Genomic DNA, 22,797 nt, shown 5'->3' on the forward strand with positions numbered 1-22,797 from the left:
CCGCCCGGCTCGCGCCGGGCGGTTTTGCTTCAGGCCATGGTATTGCGATGGGACCGGGCACCCTGGCGGGCAAGGACGCGTTCAGTCGCGAGCGCGCCTTGCTCTCGCGTCAGATCCGGAGCAGGCCTCGGTCAGAAGCCGCTGACGACGTAGCCGCCATCGACGGGCAGCGTGGTGGCGGTCACGAAGATCGAGGCGGGCGAGGCAAAGAACAAGGCAGTGCCGACGAGATCGTCGACCGTGCCCCAGCGCTTGAGCGCTGCCTTGTTGGCGATCTTCCCGGCCGGCACCGGGTCGGACCACAAGGGCTTGGTCATGTCGGTGCGGTGATAGCCGGGCGCGATGGCGTTGACGCGGATGCCTTCGGGTCCGAATTTGTGGGCGAGGGCGCGGGTGAGCCCCATGATGCCGGTCTTGCTGGCGCAATAGGCCGGCACGCTGTCATCGGCCAGATAGCTCAGCATCGAGGCGAAATTGATGATCGATCCCTGCGATTTCACCAGCAGGGGGTGGGCCGCCATGGCGAGGCGCATGGCGCTGTTCATGTTGACGTCGACGACTTCGAGATAGGTCTCTTCGGTCCATTCGGCATCGGGGCGGGCGATGCCCTGGGCGTTGACGAGCACGTCGAGCGCCGGCAGCGCCGCAAAGAAGCGCTCGACCGCCGCCTTGTCGCGAACGTCGAGCTGCTCGAAACGAATGGAGCGGCCGCCATTGGCGGCCTTAGCCGCGGCAAGGCGCGCTTGCGTGGAGCCCGTCGCGATGACATCGGCGCCGAGGCCGGCAAAGCCCTGCGCGATGGCGAGGCCGATGCCGCTGGAGCCGCCGGAGACCACGACGGTCTTGCCTTCGAACAGGCCGGGACGGAAGGCGGAGAGCACGTCCTGCATGCATGTTTCCTTCAATTTCGAGAAAGGGATGATCGGCGGTTCAGGGTTGCTGCAGCCGGTCGAGATCGTCGTAGAGCGCCTGGGAATGGCGGTAGAGGCGGTCGAACACTGGCTGCATGCGCGCATAGGTCTCCGCCCAGGCCGGGTCGGGCAGGATCTCGGCGCCGTAGCGCACGAAACGGCCGACGGCGTCCTCGACCTTGCCGAAACGTCCGAGTGCGGTCGCGGCCATCGCCGCGCAGCCGACGAGGCCGCATTCCGTTTCCTCGGGCACCAGGATCGGCACGTTGTAGGCGCTGGCCTTGATCTTGAGCCAGAGCTCGGTCTTGGCGCCGCCGCCGGAAGCGACCACGCGCTCGAGCTTCTGGCCGGTGGAGGCTTCCATCACGCGGATATGGCGGTTGACCGCGAAGGCCACCCCTTCCAGCGTGGCGCGGTGGAGATGGGCGAGGCCATGCTTGGCGCCGATGCCGAAGAACTGGGCGCGGGCATTGCGATGCGCGCCGAGCCGCTCGCCGGCCAGGAAAGGCAGGAAGAACAGGCCTTCGGCGCCGGCCGGGGCCTCGGCAGCCTTGGCGACGATATCGCCATAGGAGAGGGCCTTCTCATGGAAGGCGCGGCGGGCCCAGCGCATGGCGTCGCCCCCGGTCTCCAGCAGGGTGAACGGGCCCCAATGGCCTTCGACGGTGCGGACATTGCAGATCTCGGGATCGAGCAGCGGTTCGCCCGTCACCAGGGTAATGATGGAGGAGGTGCCCATCACATCCGAGGCCGTGCCGGGATGGACGACGCCCGAACCGAGCACCGCCACCGGGTAGTCGGCTCCGCCGACCAGGACGGGCGTACCCTCGGCAAGGCCGCTCTCCAGGGCGGCACCGGCGGTGACGCGGCCGAGAATGTCGAGCGGCGATCGGATCGGCGGCAGCTTGGCGGCGTCGAGGCCAAGACGATCGATCATCGCGGTGGACCAGCTTCCGCTTGCCGGATTCATCAGGAAGCTGCAGGAGGCATCGCCCTCATCCATGGCGATCTCGCCGGTGAGCCGCAGATTGATGTAGTCCTTCGGCATCAGCACCGTCGCGGCGGCGCGATAGGCATGCGGATCGTTGTCGCGCAGCCAGGCGAGCTTGAAGCCGGGCCAGGCCGGCGTCGGCGGATTGCCGCTTTCGGAAAGATAGGAGGCAGGCGGGTTGTCCCGCTCGAAGGCCGCCACCAAGCCCGCCGTGCGCTTGTCGTTCCACAAGGGGGCGGTATCGCGGGTCGGATTGCCATGACCGTCGACCAGCACGGTGCCATGCATCTGGCCGCAGGCGGCGACGGCCTGGATCCGGGCTGCGGCGCCTTCATGGCGTTCGAGCACGGTGCGAATGGCCGAGACGGTGCCCGCCCACCAATCGGCGGGGCGCTGTTCCGACCAGCCGAAAGCCGGTACGATCTGATCGTATTCGCTGGCGGCAATCTCCAGGATGGCGCCGTCGCCGATCTCGACCAGGGCCGCGCGGGCGCTGCCGGTTCCGACATCGATGGCCAGGATGAGATCCTGCGTCATGGGTGTGTCCTCGGCTCGCTCTTTAAAAATGGATGGGGTACACCGCCACCATCGTCCGTGCATTTTTTGGAGTGATGCTACACGTTTTCCGGCGGGTCAACTGAAAATTCCGACATATCTATGCTGCATTGCAATAAAATTGACCGAGTACCTTGCCGAGGCTGGCCGGAATATGTAGCATTGCTACAAAATTGACACCCAAGCCGATGCCATCGGCAAGCCCTGAGGAGAGCGCAGACATGGCCGTCAATCCCATCGAGCGGATCGAAGCGATCGGCGTGGTGCCGGTCATCGCGATCGACGATCCCGCGCATGCGGTCGCACTGGCCGACGCCTTGACCGCCGGTGGCCTGCCGATCGCCGAGATCACCTTCCGCACCAAGGCGGCCGCAGAAGTCCTGGCCATTCTGCGCGACCAGAGGCCGGACTTCCTGGCCGGCGCCGGCACGGTGCTGGATTTGGAATCGGTCCAGGCCTGCAAGGACAATGGTGCGAGCTTTGCGCTGTCCCCCGGTTTCGATGCGGAGATCGTCGCCGCCGCCAAGGCGATCGGCCTGCCCTTCGCGCCCGGCATCATGACGCCGACGGATCTCACCGCGGCAACCCGCGCCGGCCTCCGCCTGTGCAAGTTCTTCCCGGCCGGTGTCGCCGGCGGGCCGAAGGCGCTAGAAGGCATCGCCGCGCCCTTCAATCATCTGGGCGTCCGCTTCATCCCGACCGGCGGCGTCACGCTGGAGACGATGGGCGATTGGCTCAAGCATCGCTTCGTCGCGGCCGTCGGCGGCACCTGGATCGCCAAGCCCGAAGACATCAGCGGCGGGAAATTTGCGGAGATCACCGCCAAGGCGAAGGCCGCCGTCGAGCGCGTCAAGGCGATCCGGGCGGGCGCGGCATGAGCATCTACCGGCCGGCGACGCAGCCGACTCTCTATTTCATCGGCGTGACCACCACCAAGAGCTCGATCATGCGGGTCTTTCCGGCCTGGGCCGAGCATCTGGGCCTGAAGGATGCGGTGATCAAGGGCATCGATTTTCCTCTCCATGCCGATCCGGCCGCCTATCGCGAAGCGGTCGCCTTCATCAAGGCCGATCCCCTCTCGCTGGGGGCGCTGGTCACCACCCACAAGATCGACCTCTACAAGGCCTGCCGGGATCTGTTCGACGAGGTCGACGATTTCGCCCTGCGCATGGAGGAAACGAGCTGCCTGTCCAAGCGCAACGGACGCCTGATCTGCCACGCCAAGGACCCGATCTCCTCCGGGCTCGCCCTCGACAATTTCATTCCCAGGGGACATTTCGAGCGCACCGGCGCCGAGCTCTTCTCGATGGGAGCGGGCGGCTCCACCATTGCACTGACCTGGCACATGGTGCGCGAGGCACGCGGCGCCGATCGGCCGTCGCGCATCGTGGTGTCCAATCGTAGCCAGCCGCGCCTCGACGAGATCCGGCGCATCCATCAGGAAATCGGCATGCCGGTGCCGGTTGATTATGTGCTCGCCCCCGATCCTGCCGACAATGACGCGGTCACCGCCGTCCTCAAGCCGGGCTCGGTGGTGATCAATGCCACCGGTCTCGGCAAGGACGCGCCCGGCTCGCCGCTGACCGATGCGGTGGTTTTTCCCGAACGCGCGATCGTGTGGGATCTCAACTATCGCGGCGACCTCGTCTTCCTCGACCAGGCCAGGCGCCAGCAGGCGGCACGCCATCTCCAGATCGAGGATGGCTGGACCTATTTCCTGCATGGCTGGACACAGGTGATCGCCGAGGTTTTCGACATCGAGATCCCGACCTCCGGCCCGTCCTTCGATCGGCTGGGCGAGATCGCCATCGCCGCTTCCAAGGGATGAAGACGAAGAGTTGAAGACATGGAACGCATCCTGGTCACGCCGCGCTCGCTGACATCGGCGGCCCATCCCCTGGTCGAACGCCTCAGGAAACAGGGCCATGAGATCGTCATGCCGGCGCCCGGCAAATTGCCGGACGAGGAGGACCTTCTCGCTCTGGTGCCCGGCGTGACCGGCTGGCTGGCAGGGGTGGAGAGGATCTCGCCGCGCGTCATCGCCGCGGCCGGCTCGCTGCGGGCGATCAGCCGCAATGGCACCGGCACCGACAATCTGCCGATCGATACGCTGCTCGCGCGCAAGATCGCCGTGCGGATTGCCGCCGGTGCCAATGCGGCGGGTGTGGCCGAGCTTGCCATCGGCCTGATCTTCGCGGCGCTCCGCCAGATCCCGCTTTGCGATGCCGGCATCAAGCAGGGGGCCTGGCCCCGCCGGATCGGCGCCGAAATCCGAGGGCGCAAGGTCGGCGTCGTGGGTTGCGGCGCCATTGGCGCCGAAGTCGCCCGCCTGGCTGCCGCGCTGGGGGCCGAGATCCTCGCCTATGATCCGCAGAGCCCCGCCGTGAATGTCGAGGCGAGCAGCCTGCGCTGGGTCGAGATATCGGACATGCTGGCTGAGGCCGATATCGTCACCCTCCACTGCCCGGCGCCGGCGGATGGCCGCCCGCTGCTGGGCACGGCCGAATTCGCGGCCATGCGGCGTGGTGCGGTATTGGTCAACACCGCGCGCTCGTCGCTGGTGGACGAGGCGGCTCTGTTGCAAGCGCTCGAAGACGGGCGCCTCGGCTGCTATGCCGCCGATGTCTTCGAGGAAGAGCCGCCAGCGAACCTCGTTCTCGCCGGCCATGCCCGCGTGATTGCCACCAGCCATATCGGCGGTTTCACCCAGGAGAGCGTCGACAGGGCTACCGAGGTCGCCATCGCCAATCTGATGGATGCCCTGCAGGGGAGGGCGTGAGGGAATGCTGGAAATCCTGCCCTTTGCCGGCCCGCTGGCTGGAAAGCTCGCGAACCGGCCTGAGGCCGGCCTCTCGCTCTATTGGCTCGGACAGGCCGGCTTTCTCCTCGACAGCGGTCGGCATCGCCTGCTGATCGATCCTTATCTCTCGGACTCCCTGGCGGAGAAATATCGTGATCGAGGCCCTTCGCATGAGCGCATGATGCCGCTGCCGATCGGTATCGACGAGCTGCCGTCGCTCGATTTCGTCCTCTGCACGCACCACCACACCGACCACCTCGACGCCGCGACATTGACCCCGCTCGCTCGGCGCTTTCCAGGGCTAGCTCTGGTGGTGCCCAAGGCCTCGCTGAAACTGGCGCAGGAGAGGACCGGGCTCGATGCGGAGCGCTTCATCGGCATGGATGCCGGCGAGACCTTGATCCTTGGCGAGGACATCGAAGTGAAGGCCGTACGGGCTGCCCATGAGGAGCTGCAGCGGGACGAGAAGGGCCATCATGTCTTTCTGGGGTATGGCCTCAAGCTGAACGGTATCCGCGTCTTCCATTCCGGCGATACCATTCCTTTCGCCGGACAGGTCGAAGAGGTGCGGGCTCTGGCGGCCGATCTGGCACTGCTGCCGGTGAATGGCCGCTCGCCGGCACTCGCCGCTGCCGGCATCGCCGGTAACCTCACTTTGGACGAGGCGGCCGGACTGGCCTCGTCCTGCGGCATCGCTGCCATGCTCGCCCATCACTACGGCATGTTTGCCTTCAATACGCTTGCACCCGAGCGGATCGACGCGAAGGCTGCCGCGATGACCGGGCCGACCCGGCTGCTTCGGGCTGGGACGGGAATCGAGTATAGGCTGACAGGGCCGTCCAAGGTGGCGGGCTGAGCCCTCCGATCCGAAGAGAGAGCCAGAAGGGGAAGCCGTTGATGACCTTGCCGGATCAGACCGCATCTCAGCCCGGGCCTCGGACCACGATCCAGAACGTGCTCGAGGTGATCCGGCTGACCTTGGGCGAACTGCGCAAGTCCGACCGCAAGGTCGCCGACCTCATCCTGGCCGATCCCCAGCGCATTCTCAACGCCACGGTGGCGGAGACGGCGCTCGCCGCCGGGGTGAGCGAGCCCACGGTCATCCGTTTCTGCGCTGCCATCGGCTGCAACGGCTTCCAGGATTTCAAGCTGCGCCTGGCCCAGAGCCTGGCGCTGGGCACGCCGGCCACCCATTCGGTGCTGCTCGGCACCGATACGCCGGAAACCGTGGTCGAGAAGATCTTCGACTACACCATCACCAGCCTCGACTGGGCGCGCCATCATCTGGACAAGGCGGCTTTGGCCCGGGCGATCGACATTCTGGAGAAGGCGAAGGCCATCGAATTTTTCGGCCTGGGCGCTTCGGGTGTGGTGGCGCGCGATGCCCAGCAGAAATTCCCGCTGTTCGGCGTGCCCTGCGGTGCCCAGCACGACACCCACCAGCAGATCATGGTCGCCTCGATGATGAAGCCGGGCGATGTCGCGGTGGTGATCTCCCATACCGGGCGTTCGCGCTCGATCATCGAGGTAGCCCGTACCGCGCGCGAGAACGGGGCCAAGGTCATCGGCCTGACCGGATTCGAGACTTCACTCGCCAGCCATTGCGACGTGGCCCTGCTGGTGGAGACGCTCGACAACACCAACATCTACACCCCCACCACCTCGCGCATTGCGGCGCTGGTGGTGATCGACGTGCTGTCGACGGCGGTGGCGCTGCGCCGCGACGAGGCCCATGTCCGACGCTTCCAGGCGATGAAACGCAAGCTCGCCGAATACCGCATCGGCGAGTAGTCCGGCTGGGGGGACTATGCTTTCTTGTGCCGGACAGCGATCACAAGGTTCGGCACGAAATGGCAGGGCAGTGAATCGTCCTGATGGCGGGTGACAATCGTCACGGAGTCGCCCGGTTGTACCTTCATGCCGGGAGGCGCGACCGCGCTCCAACGTTGTAGCGAGCTTCCATCATGGACGAGTATGCCGAACCGGTCATAGGCGAAATATTTCGGATTGACCGGGACGTCGAGAAATCTCTCTCCTCGATGAAGAAACCTGGTTGCCGCTATCCTGGATAGAGATACGTGAACTTCTCCGGTCAAATGTAGGCCTGACGAGGGAAGGGGGACGAGGGCCGTTCCGCAAGCCTGGCGCCATTTCTCGTTCAATGGTCCTTGGAGGTCGACAGAGGGAGCCTTCCCTGATGCCGTAGAAGACAGGGGTACTTGCTTGCTGCGGCCGGCAAGGGCCGGCGTGACGGGTACCATCGTGGCAGGCTGGGTAACGATCCTGGGATTGGGAGGAGGCTGTCTCCAACTGGCCGCGGCGCTGTTGGCGGGAGCCGGTAGCGGTGTCATCACGAGCAGGCCGAGACCAAACACCAGTTTCTTCATTGTGCACACGATTTAGATGAAGCTTCCCCCAAGGCATCCTCTCCGAGGGCGAGAGCGAAAGCAAGTCTCCCCGCCCGGCCTTCGCCCCTTGTGGACACGGCGTTGTTGAAAGGCCACAGGCCTGGGCTGGCTGCCCGCATGTGGAAATCCCCTTCCATGCGCGGGTGGGGGTTGTTGATCACCCCTCAGGGGCGCTATGGCTGGGGCGAAACCGGAATCGCTGCTTGAGATGAAGATCGAAATCGAGATGGGCGTCGCGTCTGCCGCCGGCAGTGCGCCTGCAATGCTCGACATCGAGGAATTGCTGGCCACGCGCCTGCTCGTGCAGGGCAATTCGGGTTCCGGCAAATCGCATCTCCTGCGCCGGCTGCTCGAGCAGAGCGCTCCGCATGTCCAGCAGGTCATCATCGACCCCGAGGGCGAGTTCGCCAGCCTGTCGGATCGCTACGGCCATGTCGTCATCGACGCCGAGCGCAGCCTGGCCGAACTCGAGCACATCGCCCAGCGGGTGCGCCAGCACCGGGTCTCGGCGGTGCTGGTCTTGGAGAGCCTCGACGCCGAGATGCAGATGAAGGCGGCCGCCGCCTTCCTCAACGCCCTGTTCGACGCCGAGCGCGACTTCTGGTTCCCGATGCTGGTGGTCGTCGACGAGGCCCAGCTCTTTGCGCCCGCCGCTTCCGGCGATGTCGGGGAGGAGGCGCGCAAGGTCTCGCTCGGCGCCATGACCAACCTGATGTGCCGCGGCCGCAAGCGCGGCCTTGCCGGCATCATCGCCACCCAGCGCCTGGCAAAGCTTGCCAAGAACGTCGCCGCCGAGGCGTCCAACTTCCTTATGGGCCGGACCTTCCTGGACATCGACATGGCGCGCGCCGCCGACCTGCTCGGCCTCGACCGGCGCCAGGCCGAGACTTTCCGGGAACTGCAGCGCGGCCAGTTCGTGGCGCTCGGCCCGGCCTTGTCACGCCGCCCGCTTCCCATCAAGGTCGGCCCGGTGGAGACGCGCCCCAAGGTGGCGACGCCCAAGCTGACGCCGCTGCCGGAAGGGGGCGAGGCGGCGCGCGATCTCATCCTAGCGCCCGTGCCGATGGCGGCGCCGCGTCCGCGCCCCGAGCGCCGCGTGGTGACACCGCCGCCGATGTCGACCACCGAGATCCTCGAACAACTCGTGCGCGAGCGACCGGCGGAGGCCGCCGGCGAGGAAGCCCTGCCTGCCATGCCACCGGCCGAGTTGCAGCAGGCCCATGCCCGTATCGCCTTTGCGATCATGCAGGAGCCGGATGCCAGCTTCCGCACCGATGCCGTGCTCTATCAGGATTTCATCGTACGTTGCCGCATCGAACGGCTCGGCGGCTCGCCGCCGGCCATGGCTGAGTTCAAGTTCCTGCTCAGCGCAGCCCGCGCGGGTCTCGATCCCGACGGTATCGACCAGGAGCAATGGCAGCGTGCGCTCGACCATGCCCGCCTGGTGCCGGCCGATCTCCAGGCCGTGTTCCTGATTCTCGCGGCGGCGGCGATGACGGGCGCGCCATGCCCGCCGGACGCCGAGATCGCCAGGCGTTGCGGCAGCCATTCGGCCGGCCGCGCCCGCAGCCAGATCCGCCATCTGCAGAATGCGGACTTCGTGATGACGCGCGTCGACATGCGCGGTGCCCGCATCGCGGTAGTTCCGGATCTTGGCTGGGAGACCGCCCCCGGCGATCCCAATGGTCCCGCGCTGGACAGGGACAGCCTGGCCGCCGCCGAGTGAGGGCGGGCGCTGCATCAGCCGCAGGAGACCTCGCACTATCCGGAAGCATTAGTGCGACGCTGACCAAAAACCCCCTAGGATGAGCGCAATAAACCAAAGCAGGCCTGAAAATCATCTGACTCTGTCGATATAATCGTGGCATAGAGCTAATCGGTTGATGGCTCCTCCAATTCAAATATGAGCGGATGATGTCTACCCAGATCGTTCCCCTGATCGTTTGCGGCGGCTCCGGAACGCGGTTGTGGCCGGCCTCGCGGGCCAGCCGACCCAAGCAGTTCCTGCCTTTATTCGGTGATCTCTCGACCTTCCAGGAAACGATGCGGCGCGTCAGCGGCACCGAGCTGTTCGGCCGGCCGGTCATCGTCACCAACCAGGATCATCGCTTCCTGGTGGCCGACCAATTGCTGTCGATCGGCGTCGAGGCCGATATCGTGCTCGAGCCCGAGGCGCGCGATTCCGGGCCGGCCATCGCTGCGGGTGCGGCCTTCATCGCTGCGCGCGATGGCGCCAAGACGCCGGTCCTGACCCTTGCCGCCGACCACCGCGTGCGGGACATCGAAGGCTTTCGCGCGGCCTGCGTGGCGGCACGGCGCGGCGCCGCCAAGAAACACATCGTGACCTTCGGCGTGGTGCCCAACCAGCCGGCCACCGGCTATGGCTATATCGAGGCCGGAGAGCCCCTGGTCGACGGCGTCCTGAAGGTGCGCCGCTTCGTCGAGAAGCCCGATGCCGAGACCGCCACGCGCTATGTGCGCGAAGGCTATCTGTGGAACTCCGGCAATTTCCTGTTCGAGGCCGGCTTCTTCCTCTCCGAATATGCCCGCTGCGAGCCCGATACGGTGGAAGCGGTGAACGAGGCGGTGGCGAAGGCCACGGTCGATCTCGGCTTCGTGCGTCTCGACGCCGAGGCTTTCGGACGCTGCGGCAAGCGCTCGGTCGACTATGCCGTGATGGAAAAGACCCAGGCCGCCGCCGTGGTCCCGGCGAGCTTCGACTGGTCGGATGTCGGCTCCTGGGGCGCGGTGCGCGAGCTCTCGCCGCAGGACGAGGCCGGCAATGCCAAGCTGGGCGAAGCCCTGTTCGTCAACGCCCGCAACAATCTGGTGTCCTCGGAACGCCAGCTCGTCTGCGTGGTCGGCCTGGACGACCTCGCCGTCATCACCACGGGCGATGCGGTGCTGGTGGCCCGCCGCGACGATGCCGCCGGCATCAAGGCGCTGGTCGAGAAGCTCAAGCAGAGCCACAATGGCCTGACCCAGGATCACCTGCAGTCCTACCGCCCCTGGGGGCACTACAAGTCGCTCGATCTCGGTGCACGGCACCAGGTCAAGCGTATCGTGGTCAAGCCCGGCGGCCAGCTCTCGCTGCAGAAGCACCATCATCGCTCCGAGCATTGGATCGTGGTGCGCGGCGTCGCCAATGTCAGCATCAACGGCCAGATCAAGACGCTGCATGAGAACGAGTCGATCTATATCCCGATCGGCTCCACCCACCGGCTGGAGAATCCCGGCAAGATCGAGCTCGAACTGATCGAGGTGCAGACCGGCTCCTATCTCGGCGAGGACGACATCATCCGCATCGAGGACATCTACAACCGCGCGGCGTCCTGAGGCGCGATTGGAATTATTTGTTCCTGCAAAGTCGCGTCATTGCGAGGAGCGGAGCGACGCGGCAATCCAGGAGATATTCGCTTGAGGCCGGATGAAGACTGGATTGCTTCGCTGCGCTCGCAATGACGGATCGATCGATCTTTTCGAAGCTCGATATGAGGTCGCGACGATATGAGGGAGGGGATTTCGCCCCTCCCTTTTTCTTGTCTTTTTACCAGCAGGTGTAGCCGCCATCGACGGTGACGATCGAGCCGGTCATCAGGCTGGCGGCATCGGACGCCAGGAACTGCACGGCGGAGGCGATTTCCTCCGGCTCGCCCATCCGCCCCTGCGGCGTCATCTCCAGCCAGGTCTTGAACATCTCCGCATTGGCCGGGTCGGTCGCGGCATAGGCGGTCAGCGGCGTGTTGATATAGGTGGGAGCGACCGAGTTGACGCGTACGCCGCGCAGGCCCCATTCCGCCGCCAGCGATTTGGTGAGGTGATGCACGCCGGCCTTGGAGGCGTTGTAGTAGGACTGTTCCTGCGGCTTGTTGACGATGATGCCGGACATCGAGCCGATATTGATGATCGAGCCCTTCTTGGCCGCCAGCATGTGCTTGCCGAAGGCGCGGCAGCACCAGAACACGCCGTTCAGATTGACGTCGAGCACGTTGAGCCAATGCTCGTCGGCGACGTCCTCGGCGGGGGTCATCGAGCGGGCAATGCCGGCATTGTTGACCAGGATCTCGATAGCGCGCCCCTTGGCGGCCAGGTCGTCGGCCACGGCAGTCACTTCCGCCGAATTGGTGACGTCCATCTTCACCGTCTCGACCTTGTAACCCTTGGCTGCAAGGGCGGCCTGCCCCTCCGCCGCGACCTTCATGTCGAAATCGGCGATGACCACTTCGGCCCCGAACTCGGCCAAGGCTTCGGCGCAGGCCAGGCCTATGCCACGCCCGCCGCCCGTGACGAGGGCATGCCGGCCAGTGAGCTCGAGTTTCTTTTTATACATCGCGGATCCTTTCCATGCGTCGCTCCCGTTTGCTGCATCGATTTTGCAAACGGAACAAATGCCCGTGCAGCTGCAGTCAATCTAATGTCGCATGCTGATTCGACGAAGCCAATCCTGCATTGGCCATACGAATCGAGAAGAGGGGGACCTCGGTCGAGGGAACGTGGTTCCCAGCGGGCTAAGCGCAATTTTGTCACGCCTGAGCGGAGTGAAATGGACCGATCGCAGCCTTTGCTCCCGCTCATTACCCGTTTCAGGCTGCTGACGATGGACAATTCAGGTTGCAAAAAAACTGCTCGATAGCTCGAGCGCCCGATTGGGTTTCAGGACCGTCCTTGCCGGCTGTTTTTCGTTCGACTGCGTTCGCGTATATTCGGTGAATACGCTCTCCAGTTCCGGGTCGTGAATTTCAACCCTCGCATGTGATGCGTGTATCATCTCGTGGATCAGCACATTGTCGTCTTTGGGCGTCGTCGAGGTCGTCAGATTGGAATTCAAGATGATGAAAGGCTTGAAAACCGTGCCGGCGACGGTGATGCCTCGAAATGTCTGGCCGGTCGCAGCGTTGATACCGCGATGACATGCCATGACGCGTAACACCCCCGGTGCACCCGAATGCAGGTTCTCGCAGGCCTGCCGCGCAACCGCGACGTCGTCTTCCAGAACAATGGAATCGACAAAGTCGATAATTGCAGGGCTATTGGCAGCAGAGAAATCGGTAGAGATCTGCATTCCATAGCTTTTCAACCTGACATTTGCAAAGTCAATCAGGGGTTGAAAGTTGAAGCCTCCCTCCTTCTGGGTTTTCTTTGTCATCGTGCAGAATATGTGGAGGGTTTTGTTGAACTGTTTTGGCGGTGTACCTCCCCCACCCACATTTCCCGACGAGACAGGTGTAACTTCGGAAGCAATAAAACGAGGATCTGGGCGAGGTTCGGCGCCAAGTTGCCCGGGCGGACAGCACGAGCAAATGTCCAAACGCCGGCTGGATCGCTCCCATGCGGCCATTTCCCGATCCAAGGCGCCGATGGTCATTTTGCCGACGATGTTGTCCGCCGTTCGCTGATAGCTGAAATTGATGATGCTGCGTCGGGTTTTGAAGCTCAGCACGGCCGCGGCGGTGGAGGGGCCGTAGCTTTGCGAACGGATCTCGCCATCCTCGATCCGAAGCCAATCAAGAGCGAGAAGTGCCATCTGCACTCTTGCCACATGTCTTCCGCGCGCGCCGACCGTCAAATGCGCGGTGTCGTTGACAAGGCAGGCCTGCAAGTTCGGGTCGTCTCGGAAAAGGCTGCTGACTAGCACCTGCTATCTCCCCAGCACACCGCCATCCCAACATGTTACTAATTGGCAACCTGTCCAGCAACGAGGGTCTCGGCGCGATATTCGCATTCGATGCCCCAATAGTACGGGCATAGTTGCGCTTGGGGTGCCAAAGCGTCCGAGATGCCGGTGCTGGCAGGTGAACGGATGAGGAGAAGGCGAGCCTGAAGCCGAGGATGGCTGGTCTGGTCGCCTTCTCCCCCTCGCCGAACCCGTTTTCAGGCCAGGGAGAGCCCCTTGTCGTCGAAGCGATGCAGGCGGTCCGGCTGGGGCGTGAGATAGATGGTATCGCCAGTGGTAAGGCCGAACTCGCCGGGTGCCCGCGCAGTGACGCGGGTGCCCTCGTCGAGGTCGATATAGAAGAAGGTATCCGAGCCCAGATGTTCGGAAATCGAGATCTTGCCTTTCCATTGCCCCTCGGTCGGGGACAGGTTGAGATGCTCGGGGCGGATGCCGATGGTGGTGGCGTTGTAGTTGGCCGCTGCACCATCCTTGAGGAAGTTCATCTTGGGCGAGCCGATGAAGCCGGCGACGAACAGGTTCCTCGGCTTGTTGTAGAGCTGGAGCGGCGAGCCGACCTGCTCGACATTGCCGGCATTGAGCACCACGATCTTGTCGGCCATGGTCATGGCCTCGACCTGGTCGTGGGTGACATAGATCATCGTGGTCTTCAGGTCCTTGTGAAGCTGAGAGATCTCGATGCGCATGTTGACGCGCAGCGCCGCGTCGAGATTTGACAAGGGCTCGTCGAACAGGAAAGCCTTGGGCGAGCGCACGATGGCGCGGCCGATGGCGACGCGCTGGCGCTGGCCGCCGGAGAGCTGGCGCGGCTTGCGGTCGAGATAATTGGTGAGGTTGAGTGAGGCGGCGGCCTTGGCGACCTTCTGGTCGATGACGTCCTTGCTCTCGCCCGCCATCTTCAAGGCGAAGGCGATGTTGTTGCGCACGCTCATATGCGGGTAGAGCGCGTAGGACTGGAACACCATGGCCAGCCCTCGCTTGGAGGGCGGGGCTTGCGCCATGTCGACGCCGTCGATCTTGATCTCGCCCGAGGTGGTATCCTCCAGGCCGGCGATCAGCCGCAGCAAAGTGGACTTGCCGCAGCCGGACGGACCGACGAAGACCACGAACTCGCCATCCTCGATGTCGAGGTCGAGATCGGGAATGATCACGACTTCACCGAAGGCCTTGCGCACATTGCGAAGATTGAAGCGGCCCATTTACGCAGCTCCCCATTCTGACATGTTGTTGTTCGTCATTTCACGGCGCCGAAGGTGAGGCCGCGGACGAGTTGTTTTTGCGAGAACCAGCCGAGCACCACGATCGGCAGGATGGCGAGGGTCGAGGCGGCCGACAGCGTGGCCCAGAACAGCCCCATCTTGGCCGAGTAGCCCGCGATGAACTGCGGCAGCGGCGCGGCGTCGAAAGTGGTCAGGTTCAGGGTCCAGAACGCCTCGTTCCAGGCCAGGATGGTGTTGAGCAAGAGCGTGGAGGCGATGCCGGGGACGGCCATCGGCGTCAGCACATAGACGATTTCGCGCCAGAGCGAGGCGCCGTCCATGCGTGCCGCTTCCAGGATCTCGCCGGGAATCTCCTTGAAATAGGTATAGAGCATCCACACCACGATCGGCAGGTTGATCAGGAACAGGACGACCATGACTGCCCAGCGGCTGTCGAGCAGGCCCCAGCGGTTGAAGAGCAGGAAGAGCGGCATCAGGGCGCCGACGGCTGGCATCATCTTGGTGGAGAGCATCCACATCAAGAGGTCCTTGGTGCGCTTGCCGGGTGCGAAGGCCATGGCCCAGGCGGCCGGGACCGCGAAGATCAGGCCGAGCAGGGTGGAGCCGACCGACAGGAAGATCGAGTTGAGCGCGGCCCTGCCATAGTTCGATTGGGTGAAGATGTTTTGGTAATTCTCCAGCGTCCAGCTGAAGAACAGGAATTTGGGCGGCAGGATGCCGGCCTCGCCTTCCGTCTTGAAGCTGGTGATCACCATCCACAGGATCGGGAAGAAGATCAGGAAGCCGACGATCCAGGCGGCGGTTGTCACGACGACCTTGCGCCGGGTGGAAACTGCGCGTGCCATGGCTCAGGCCTCCAGATTCTTGCCGATCATGCGGACGAGGAAGAAGGCGACGATATTGGCCAGGACCACGGCGACCAATGCGCCGGCCGAGGCCGCTCCGATATCGTGGTCGCCCGCTTCGGTGAGATAGACCAGGAAGGGCAGGTTGGCCGTGTTCAGGCTGCCATTGGTCGTGACCTTGATCTCGGCGAAGATGTTGAGGAGAAAGATGGTCTCGATCAGGATCACCACCGTGATCGCGCGCGAGAGATGCGGCAGCACGATGTAGAAGAAGTAGGAAAGCGGCTTGGCGCCGTCGAGCTGTGAGGCTTCCTTCTGCTCCTCGTCCAGTGACTGGATGGCGGTGAGCAGGATCAGGGTGGCGAAGGGCAACCACTGCCAGGCCACGATGATGATGATCGACAGGAGCGGCCAGTTGGTGAACCAGATGACGACAGGCAGGTGGAGCACCTGCGACACCCAGGTCAGCATGCCGCCGTCGGCATTCATGAACAGGTTCTTCCAGATCAGCGCGGCCACCGTCGGCATCACGAAGAACGGCGCCAGCACCATCAGGCGCACGATGCCCTGGCCGGCGAAGGGCTGATCCATCAGGAGGGCGATCAGGATGCCGCCGACAATGGTGATGGCAAGCACGGAGCCGACGATCAGCAGCGAGACGCCCAGCGATTTGAAGAAGGTGGGGTCCGTCAGGAAGTAAGTGTAGTTCCCGAAGCTGTTCCAGTAGAAATTCGTCGGATCGTCGAGCGTATAGTTGTTCAGAGAATAATAGATCGTCAGGACGAGCGGAACGATCATCCAGATGAAGAGCATGATGACCGAGGGCGCGACGGCCACCCTGGCGAGCACACGCGTCTGCTGCGTTGCCATCTTGAGGTCCTCCCCACAGACCAAATCTTGAATGTTCCCGAGCAAAGCGCGTTCAGGCTCGAACGCCTATTTGATCTGGTTCTTTGCTTTGATGCGTCCCGGCATTTCTGGTGATCCCGCACGGTCCCGGCGATCTCCACGAAGCGCAAAACGCTTTCGTTCAAGTCTTTGAAAGGGGGCTGTCCCGGTGATGAAGGGCCGGGACAGCCAAGTTTCAGGAGGGGCGATGAGCCCCGTCCCGGGAGGAAGGGGTCATTTGATGTAGCCGGCCTTGGTCATGGTCCGGGTCACCAGCTTCTGCGATGCCGCAAGGGCGTCATCGATCGAGGCAGAACCGGCCAGCGCCGAGGAGAACTGCTGGCCCACCGAGGTGCCCATGCCCTGGAACTCGGGAATGGCCACAAACTGCACGCCGACATAGGGCACTGGCTTGACGGTGGGATGGGTCGGATCGGCCGACATGATCGAATCCAGCGTCAGCTTGGCGAAGGGTGCAGCCTTCTGGTAGTCGGGATTGTTGTAGAGCGAGGCGCGGGTCCCGGGAGGTGCCGCAGCCCAGTTGCCTTCGGTCTTGGCCACCAAGGCCGAGTAGTCCTTGCTGGTCGCCCAGGCGATGAACTTCTCGGCGGCTTCCACTTTCTGCGAGCCGGCGGGGACGGCGAGCGACCAGGCCCACAGCCAATTGGCGTTCTTGCCCAGGCCCGTATTCGGGGCGAGGGCGAAGCCGACCTTGTCGGACACGGTCGATTGCTTGGGATCGGTCACGAAGCCGGCGGCCACCGTGGCGTCGATCCACATCGCGCATTTGCCCTGGTTGAACAGGGTGAGGTTCTCGTTGAAGCCGTTGGAGGAAGCGTCCGGCGGGCCGGCTTCCTTGAGCAGGTTCACATAGAAGGTGAGGGTCGCCTTCCATTCGGGCTGGTCGAACTGGGGCTTCCAGCTTTCGTCGAACCAGCGAGCACCGAAGGAGTTCGACATGGCGGTGAGGAAGGCCATGTTCTCTCCCCAGCCGGCCTTGCCGCGCAGGCAGATGCCGTAGGTGTCGGCGGTCTTCAGCTTCTTGGCGGCATCGGCCACGAAGTCCCAGGTCGGACTGTCGGGCATCTTCAGCCCGGCCTTCTCGAACAGGTCTTTGCGATACATGATCATCGAGGACTCGCCGTAGAACGGAGCGGCGTAGAGCTTGCCTTCATAGGTCAGACCGTCGCGGATCGGCTTGATCAGATCATTGGTGTCATAGTTGTCGCCGAGCTTGTCGAGCGCAACCAACCAACCCTTCTTGGCCCAGATCGGCACTTCATAGGTGCCGATGGTGAGGATGTCGAACTGGCCGGCCTTGGTGGCGATGTCGGTCGTCACCTTCTCGCGCAGGGCATTCTCCTCGAGGGTGACCCAGTTCAGCGTGATGTCCGGATTGGCCTTGGTGAAATCCTCCGAAAGCTTCTGCATCCGGACCATGTCGCCATTGTTCACCGTGGCGATCGTCAACGTCTCGGCAGCGCCGGCCATCGAGGACCAGGCGAGAGAAACGCCGCAGGCAAGCGCGCCTGCAAGCGAAATCAGTGATTTTGCCGTTTGCACCAGAACCTCCCGTTAAAAATGCGCACCGCTTGTCACGGCTTGTGGGCGTGGGCAGACGCCCAATACTAGAGCATATTCTCAGCGGTGCGGCTTAATGTCAAGTTGTCTCATGCGCCGGGATTGCGCCTGAGAGGCAGGCAGGCGCCAGCATGCGCGGAAAAGAACCGCGCGTCGGTCGATTTTCGGTTTTGGGCAGGGGCGAAGCGTTTTGCAATCTCAGGGAATCGCCTAGAATCGCAAAGACGCGTCGAACCAAAGAGCTAGAGCAAGCAAGCGTTCACACCTGAACGCGTTTTTGCTCTAGGTCTGTTCGAGCAGAGCTGTGGCAGTCTGTTCGTCGGTGATCAGGCCGGAAAGCAGGTCGCCCTTCAGGGCGGCGCGGATGGGCGCGATCTTGCGCTGGCCGGCGGCGACGCCGACCACCGGCACGAGGCGCGCCAGCCGATCGGGACGGAAGCCGGGCAGGCGCTCGGTATAATCGTTTCGCAGGATGCGGCCGTTGCGGTCGAAGGGCCAGGCGGCGATCTCGCCGATGGCACCGTTCTCGATCAGATAGTGCATTTCCGATTCCAGCACGAAGCCGTCCTGGTGGATCGGAGAACCGTAGCTGACGTCGCTGACGCCGACATAGACGGCCCGCGCCGTCTCCACCAGATCCTGCAGCAAAGTGTGCACCGGCTGGCTTCTCAGGGCCTGGCAATGCTCGATGGTGTCGGCAAGCACCGGCATCTGCAGCGGGTAACATTTAGCGTCGAGCTTGTCGGCCAGGCGCATGGCAATCTCGAAGGGGCTGACGCAGCCGTCGCGCGCGGCATTGCCGACGATCGAGACCATCTTGAGGTCGGGGCGTGGCTTGGCCGAGATCTCGCGGACCATACGCAGCAAGGTACGTCCGGTCGAAAAGCCGAATACGCCCGAGCCGCGCTGGCCGAACTGGGTTTCCAGGATCTGCGCGGCGGCCAGCCCGACCGCTGCCAAGGGGTCGTGCAGGCCATTCGGCACCACCTCGCAGATGGTCAGGCCGTAGCGTTCGCGCAACTGCTTGGCCAGGGCCGTGCATTCGGCGACGGGGCTCTGGATGCGAAACTCGATCACGCGTTCCGAAACGGCCAGCGCGACCAGGCGCTGCACGCTCTGGCGCGAAATATCGAATTGGGCGGCGATCTCGTCCTGGGTCGCTCCGTCGATATAGTAGAGCCAGGCCGCGCGGGTAGCGAGATCGAGCTTGCGGCTCTGCAGGTCTCCGAGGTCGCTCATAATGTCCCATCCCTCCGAGTATTTGCCCAGGCTGGTTGCGAACGCCCAGATTTATAACCTAGAATGCATTCATCGGGTAGCGGCGCAAGCGTCGGCATCGAGCAAAGGTACGATTTTAGTCCCGTAACGTTCGGGACAGGCCTCGATGGGAACGCTTCTGGCATCGGAGATGGGGGTTAGCGCAGCTTGTCCAGCAGCCCGCGTAGCGTGCCGCGCTCGGCATCGCTGAGCGGCGCCAGTGTAAGATCGGTGACGGCGGAGGCCTTGGCCACCAATTGTGCGTAGAGAGCCTCGCCCGAAGCGGACAGGGAGAGGACGAGGCGGCGGCGATCCTCGGCATCGGGCCTGGTCTCGATCAGGCCGCGGCGGGACAGCCGCTCGACTACGCCCTTGACGGTGGCGACGTCCATGGCCGTGAGCCGACCCAGGAGATTTTGGGAGGAGGTGCCGAGCTCGGCAAGCTTGGCCAGCACTGCCCATTGCATCGGCGTCAGGTCCTCGCCAAGGCCGTCGGAGAACAGGACGGCATGCCGCTGGTAGACTTGCCTCAGAATGAAGCCAATCTGATCGTCCAGTCTGTAATCGGTCATGGCATTCCAAGCAGAATTTCTCGATATTGCCCACGAATGGGCGATATCGAGAAATTCTGCAAGCGTTTGAAATTCTGCAGATTCCTCCCGATCGAGCCTGTGGTTCGATCGGGAGGAATCTGCCTGGCGGCGAATCGAGACGTGGACGCCGAGCCTACTTGTCCACGAAGGCCTTTTCGATCACGAAATCGCCCGGCTCGCCATGATTGCCCTCGACGGCCCCACGTTCTTCCAGAAGGCCCTTGAGGTCGCGCAGCATTTCGGGGCTGCCGCAGATCATCACGCGGTCTTGCTCGACGTCGAGCGGCGGCAGGCCGATATCCTCGAACAGCTTTTCGGACTTGATCAGGTCGGTGATGCGGCCGGTGTTGCGGAAGGCCTCGCGCGTCACGGTCGGATAGTAGATGAGCTGCTCGCGCACGGCCTCGCCCAGGAACTCATGGGCGGGAAGCTCATGGGTGATGCGCTCGCCATAGGCCAGTTCCTGGACCTGGCGGCAGCCATGGATCAACACGATCTTCTCGAAGCGGGCATAGGTCTCCGGATCCTTGATCAGGCTGAGGAAGGGAGCCAGGCCCGTGCCGGTGCCGACCAGGTAGAGGTTGCGGCCGGGCTTGAGGTTGTCGAGCAGCAGCGTGCCGGTGGCCTTGCGGCCGACGATGATGGCATCGCCTTCCTTCAGATGCTGCAGCCGTGAGGTCAACGGCCCATCCTGAACCTTGATGGAGAAGAATTCGAGCGTTTCTTCGTGGTTGGCGCTGACGAGGCTGTAGGCGCGCAGCAGGGGACGGCCATTGACCGGCAGGCCGATCATGGTGAACTGGCCGTTCTCGAAGCGGAAGCCCGGATCACGCGTGGTGGTGAAACTGAACAGCCTGTCGGTCCAATGATGGACGCTCAGAACCCGTTCCTCGTTGAAATTGCTCATGCTGGCCGCCTTGCCACTAGGCAGGTTCCTCCTGATCGGGCCGCGGTCCGATCAGGAGGAACCTGCAGGATATCAAACTTTCCAGAGTGTCTTGGCGAGGCTCGTCCATGGGCCTCGCCAGAAAACTCTGTTCAGGTCGTCACTCATTCTCACCGAGGAGATATCCGCAAATAATCTGGCAATCAAATAAATAAACAAGGAATTGCGTGAATTAGAACCGATCCACGGTGGACGCCCTGATTTTAGGCAAAATTCGTTAGTGTGCAAACGAATTTTCGAGCTGAAAAATGATCACCTGCAACAAGTCCTTGCCAAAATGCCGGAAGGAGGGGCAAGTATAGGTTGTTGCAGGCACGCCTTCGGATTGCGGTCGGGCGTCGCCGCTTTCAGCTGGACGAGAACAGGAGGGGCAGCCCCGTTCCCGGTCCGGCATCCATCACCGAAGCATGGAGGCTCGGGCAGGCCCGTCTTGCCGGCTCGAGCTAGAGCAAAGCGCGTTTAACCGCAAACGCTTCGTTGCTCTAACTCTTTGTTTTGACGCGCCTTTGCGATTCCTGATGACGCATCAGATCGCAAGAGGCTTTCGCGACAGACGGCGCCGGATCGCGGCTGCCGCCGCCATCATGGAGACGATCTTGAAGAAGCTTTCCTCGAAGACCCTCGGAAGCCTCGGCGCTGCCATCGCCGTTCCCGGGTATGATCGTTCCGCCGTGCGTCCGGGCATCGTGCATTTCGGCCTAGGCAATTTCCATCGCGTTCATCAGGCCGTCTATGTCGATCGCTGCCTGCACAAGCCCGGCAATGAAGGCTGGGGCATCTGCGGTGTCGAACTGATCGACGTCCCCGCCACCCGGGCCAAGGCCGAGGCCTATCGTGCCCAGGATTGCCTCTACACCGTCACCGAATATGCGCCCGACGGCGCGGCGGCCACCCGCGTGATCGGTGCCATGGTGGACTATCTCCATGCGCCCGACGATCCCGAAGCCGTGCTGGCCCGCCTCAGCCATGCCGATACCCGCATCGTTTCGCTGACGATCACCGAGGGCGGCTACAATCTCGACGAGACCACCGGCGTGTTCAAGCTCGATACGCCGGAGGTGGTGCTCGACCTGGCCGGCGGTCCGCCGCGCACGGCCTTCGGCTATATCGTCGAGGCCCTGCGGCGCCGGCGCGAACAGGGGACGAAACCGTTCACGGTGATGTCTTGCGACAATCTCCGCCACAATGGCGGTACGGCGCGCACGGCCATCGTCTCCTTTGCCCGCGCCCGCGATGCCGGGCTCGCGGCCTGGATCGAAGCCGAGGTCGATTTCCCCAATTCGATGGTCGACCGCATCGCGCCGCAGATCCCGCCCGAGGTGAAGGAGCGCCTCAACAAGCGCAGCGACATCGACGATGCCGTGCCCGCTTTGGGTGAGACCTTCAGCCAATGGGTGCTGGAGGACGATTTCCGGGCCGGGCGCCCGCCCTTCGAAGAGGTCGGGGTCGAGATGCGCGACGATGTGCCGGCCTTCGAGTTCATGAAGGGGCGCATGCTCAACGCCTCACACATCCTGCTGGCCATGCCCGGCATCCTCCTGGGGTACCGCATCGTGCATGAGGCGCTCGGTGACACCCGCCTGTATCGGCTCCTGGAAACCTTCCTCGATCGCGATGCGATTCCCCGCATCGAGGGGCCGAAGGGCGTCTCGCTGGAAGCATACAAGAACGCGGTGCTCGAGCGCTTCTCCAACCCGGCGATCAATGATCAACTGCTGCGCATCGCCTTCGACACTACGGCCAAGATCCCGGTCTTCCACTCCAGGACCCTGGAAATGCTGCTGGCCGATGGCGGCGACCTCCGGCGCGAGGCCTTCTTCCTTGCCTGTTTCGGGGCCTATCTCAATGGCAAGGACGACAGGGGCGAGGCTTTCGATGTCGTCGAGCCGCGCCTCAGCGAGCAAGACTGGGAGCTCGTCCGCGGCGGCAACCCGCTCGACCTCCTGCGCACCAGCCCCTTCGCCAAACTCGGCCTCGCCGAGCATCTGGAATTCGCCAAGCTCTATGCCGGCTATGTCGCCTCCATCCAGGCGACGTCCGCTGGCCAGACCCTGGAGGCGCTGCTGGTCGAGACGGCGTGAGGGGGGTATCGCATCCTTCTCCCCCTGTGGAAGAAGGCAGTCGCGAT

Annotated in this window: 20 protein-coding genes; 8 read left to right on the forward strand and 12 right to left on the reverse strand. The window is 63.5% G+C overall.

What is annotated here, in order from left to right; translation table 11 throughout:
• Positions 1 to 131 precede the first annotated feature (131 nt).
• The 3 genes from U1R88_RS22470 to U1R88_RS22480 all read right to left on the reverse strand — a co-directional run bounded on the left by U1R88_RS22470 (position 132) and on the right by U1R88_RS22480 (position 2,680).
• On the reverse strand, positions 132 to 890 hold the full coding sequence (locus U1R88_RS22470; RefSeq protein ID WP_322433254.1) for an SDR family NAD(P)-dependent oxidoreductase: 759 nt from the start codon (positions 888 to 890) through the stop codon (positions 132 to 134).
• A 40-nt stretch (positions 891 to 930) separates the two neighbouring features.
• Positions 931 to 2,439, reverse strand: a complete 1,509-nt coding sequence (locus U1R88_RS22475; RefSeq protein WP_322433255.1) for a xylulokinase — start codon at positions 2,437 to 2,439, stop codon at positions 931 to 933.
• A gap of 118 nt (positions 2,440 to 2,557) precedes the next feature.
• Positions 2,558 to 2,680: a hypothetical protein gene (locus tag U1R88_RS22480; RefSeq protein WP_322433256.1), complete on the reverse strand. Its 123-nt coding sequence runs from the start codon at positions 2,678 to 2,680 to the stop codon at positions 2,558 to 2,560.
• On the opposite strand from U1R88_RS22480, the gene U1R88_RS22485 reads away from it, so the two are divergent.
• The 7 genes from U1R88_RS22485 (at position 2,679) to U1R88_RS22515 (ending at position 11,001) form a co-directional block, all read left to right on the forward strand.
• Positions 2,679 to 3,335, forward strand: a complete 657-nt coding sequence (locus U1R88_RS22485; protein ID WP_322433257.1) for a bifunctional 4-hydroxy-2-oxoglutarate aldolase/2-dehydro-3-deoxy-phosphogluconate aldolase — start codon at positions 2,679 to 2,681, stop codon at positions 3,333 to 3,335. The genes U1R88_RS22480 and U1R88_RS22485 overlap by 2 nt on opposite strands.
• Positions 3,332 to 4,285: a shikimate dehydrogenase family protein gene (locus tag U1R88_RS22490; protein ID WP_322433258.1), complete on the forward strand. Its 954-nt coding sequence runs from the start codon at positions 3,332 to 3,334 to the stop codon at positions 4,283 to 4,285. Before U1R88_RS22485 ends, U1R88_RS22490 begins: the two co-directional genes overlap by 4 nt.
• Before the next feature lie 18 nt (positions 4,286 to 4,303).
• Positions 4,304 to 5,236, forward strand: coding sequence for an NAD(P)-dependent oxidoreductase (locus U1R88_RS22495; RefSeq protein ID WP_322433259.1), 933 nt, complete (start codon positions 4,304 to 4,306; stop codon positions 5,234 to 5,236).
• Positions 5,237 to 5,240: 4 nt separating this feature from the next.
• Complete coding sequence (locus U1R88_RS22500; protein WP_322433260.1) at positions 5,241 to 6,113, forward strand: MBL fold metallo-hydrolase; 873 nt, start codon at positions 5,241 to 5,243, stop codon at positions 6,111 to 6,113.
• 41 nt (positions 6,114 to 6,154) lie between these two features.
• Positions 6,155 to 7,048 (forward strand): transcriptional regulator HexR, encoded by an 894-nt coding sequence (gene hexR, locus U1R88_RS22505; RefSeq protein ID WP_322433261.1) that lies wholly within the window; start codon positions 6,155 to 6,157, stop codon positions 7,046 to 7,048.
• Between the two features lie 825 nt (positions 7,049 to 7,873).
• The gene (locus tag U1R88_RS22510) at positions 7,874 to 9,391 is read left to right on the forward strand and encodes a helicase HerA domain-containing protein (protein WP_322433262.1); all 1,518 of its coding nucleotides are present in this window, start codon (positions 7,874 to 7,876) and stop codon (positions 9,389 to 9,391) included.
• Positions 9,392 to 9,579: 188 nt separating this feature from the next.
• The gene (locus U1R88_RS22515) at positions 9,580 to 11,001 is read left to right on the forward strand and encodes a mannose-1-phosphate guanylyltransferase/mannose-6-phosphate isomerase (RefSeq protein ID WP_068289536.1); all 1,422 of its coding nucleotides are present in this window, start codon (positions 9,580 to 9,582) and stop codon (positions 10,999 to 11,001) included.
• Between the two features lie 211 nt (positions 11,002 to 11,212).
• On the opposite strand, the gene U1R88_RS22520 is transcribed toward U1R88_RS22515, so the two are convergent.
• The 9 genes from U1R88_RS22520 to U1R88_RS22560 form a co-directional block, all read right to left on the reverse strand.
• Entirely contained in the window at positions 11,213 to 11,995 is a 783-nt protein-coding gene (locus tag U1R88_RS22520; RefSeq protein WP_322433263.1) for an SDR family NAD(P)-dependent oxidoreductase, read from the reverse strand.
• 276 nt (positions 11,996 to 12,271) lie between these two features.
• A complete protein-coding gene (locus tag U1R88_RS22525) occupies positions 12,272 to 13,300 on the reverse strand; it encodes a peptidoglycan-binding domain-containing protein (RefSeq protein WP_322433264.1) in 1,029 nt (342 codons plus the stop codon).
• 236 nt (positions 13,301 to 13,536) lie between these two features.
• Positions 13,537 to 14,538, reverse strand: a complete 1,002-nt coding sequence (locus U1R88_RS22530; RefSeq protein WP_322433265.1) for an ABC transporter ATP-binding protein — start codon at positions 14,536 to 14,538, stop codon at positions 13,537 to 13,539.
• A gap of 35 nt (positions 14,539 to 14,573) precedes the next feature.
• Positions 14,574 to 15,404 carry a carbohydrate ABC transporter permease gene (locus U1R88_RS22535; RefSeq protein WP_068289343.1) on the reverse strand — a complete coding sequence of 277 codons (831 nt, stop codon included), beginning with the start codon at positions 15,402 to 15,404 and terminating at the stop codon, positions 14,574 to 14,576.
• 3 nt (positions 15,405 to 15,407) lie between these two features.
• Positions 15,408 to 16,274, reverse strand: a complete 867-nt coding sequence (locus U1R88_RS22540; protein WP_068289345.1) for a carbohydrate ABC transporter permease — start codon at positions 16,272 to 16,274, stop codon at positions 15,408 to 15,410.
• A 252-nt stretch (positions 16,275 to 16,526) separates the two neighbouring features.
• Positions 16,527 to 17,783 (reverse strand): ABC transporter substrate-binding protein, encoded by a 1,257-nt coding sequence (locus U1R88_RS22545; RefSeq protein ID WP_322433297.1) that lies wholly within the window; start codon positions 17,781 to 17,783, stop codon positions 16,527 to 16,529.
• A gap of 372 nt (positions 17,784 to 18,155) precedes the next feature.
• Positions 18,156 to 19,112, reverse strand: a complete 957-nt coding sequence (locus U1R88_RS22550; protein WP_322433266.1) for a sugar-binding transcriptional regulator — start codon at positions 19,110 to 19,112, stop codon at positions 18,156 to 18,158.
• Positions 19,113 to 19,288: 176 nt separating this feature from the next.
• Positions 19,289 to 19,702 carry a MarR family winged helix-turn-helix transcriptional regulator gene (locus tag U1R88_RS22555; protein ID WP_068289351.1) on the reverse strand — a complete coding sequence of 138 codons (414 nt, stop codon included), beginning with the start codon at positions 19,700 to 19,702 and terminating at the stop codon, positions 19,289 to 19,291.
• Positions 19,703 to 19,856: 154 nt separating this feature from the next.
• Positions 19,857 to 20,630 carry a ferredoxin--NADP reductase gene (locus tag U1R88_RS22560; protein ID WP_068289354.1) on the reverse strand — a complete coding sequence of 258 codons (774 nt, stop codon included), beginning with the start codon at positions 20,628 to 20,630 and terminating at the stop codon, positions 19,857 to 19,859.
• 557 nt (positions 20,631 to 21,187) lie between these two features.
• On the opposite strand from U1R88_RS22560, the gene U1R88_RS22565 reads away from it, so the two are divergent.
• Complete coding sequence (locus tag U1R88_RS22565; protein WP_322433267.1) at positions 21,188 to 22,750, forward strand: mannitol dehydrogenase family protein; 1,563 nt, start codon at positions 21,188 to 21,190, stop codon at positions 22,748 to 22,750.
• Positions 22,751 to 22,797: the final 47 nt, after the last annotated feature.

The sequence above is a fragment of the Labrys sedimenti genome, from assembly GCF_034424805.1.
In the GTDB taxonomy this organism is placed as follows: domain Bacteria; phylum Pseudomonadota; class Alphaproteobacteria; order Rhizobiales; family Labraceae; genus Labrys; species Labrys sedimenti.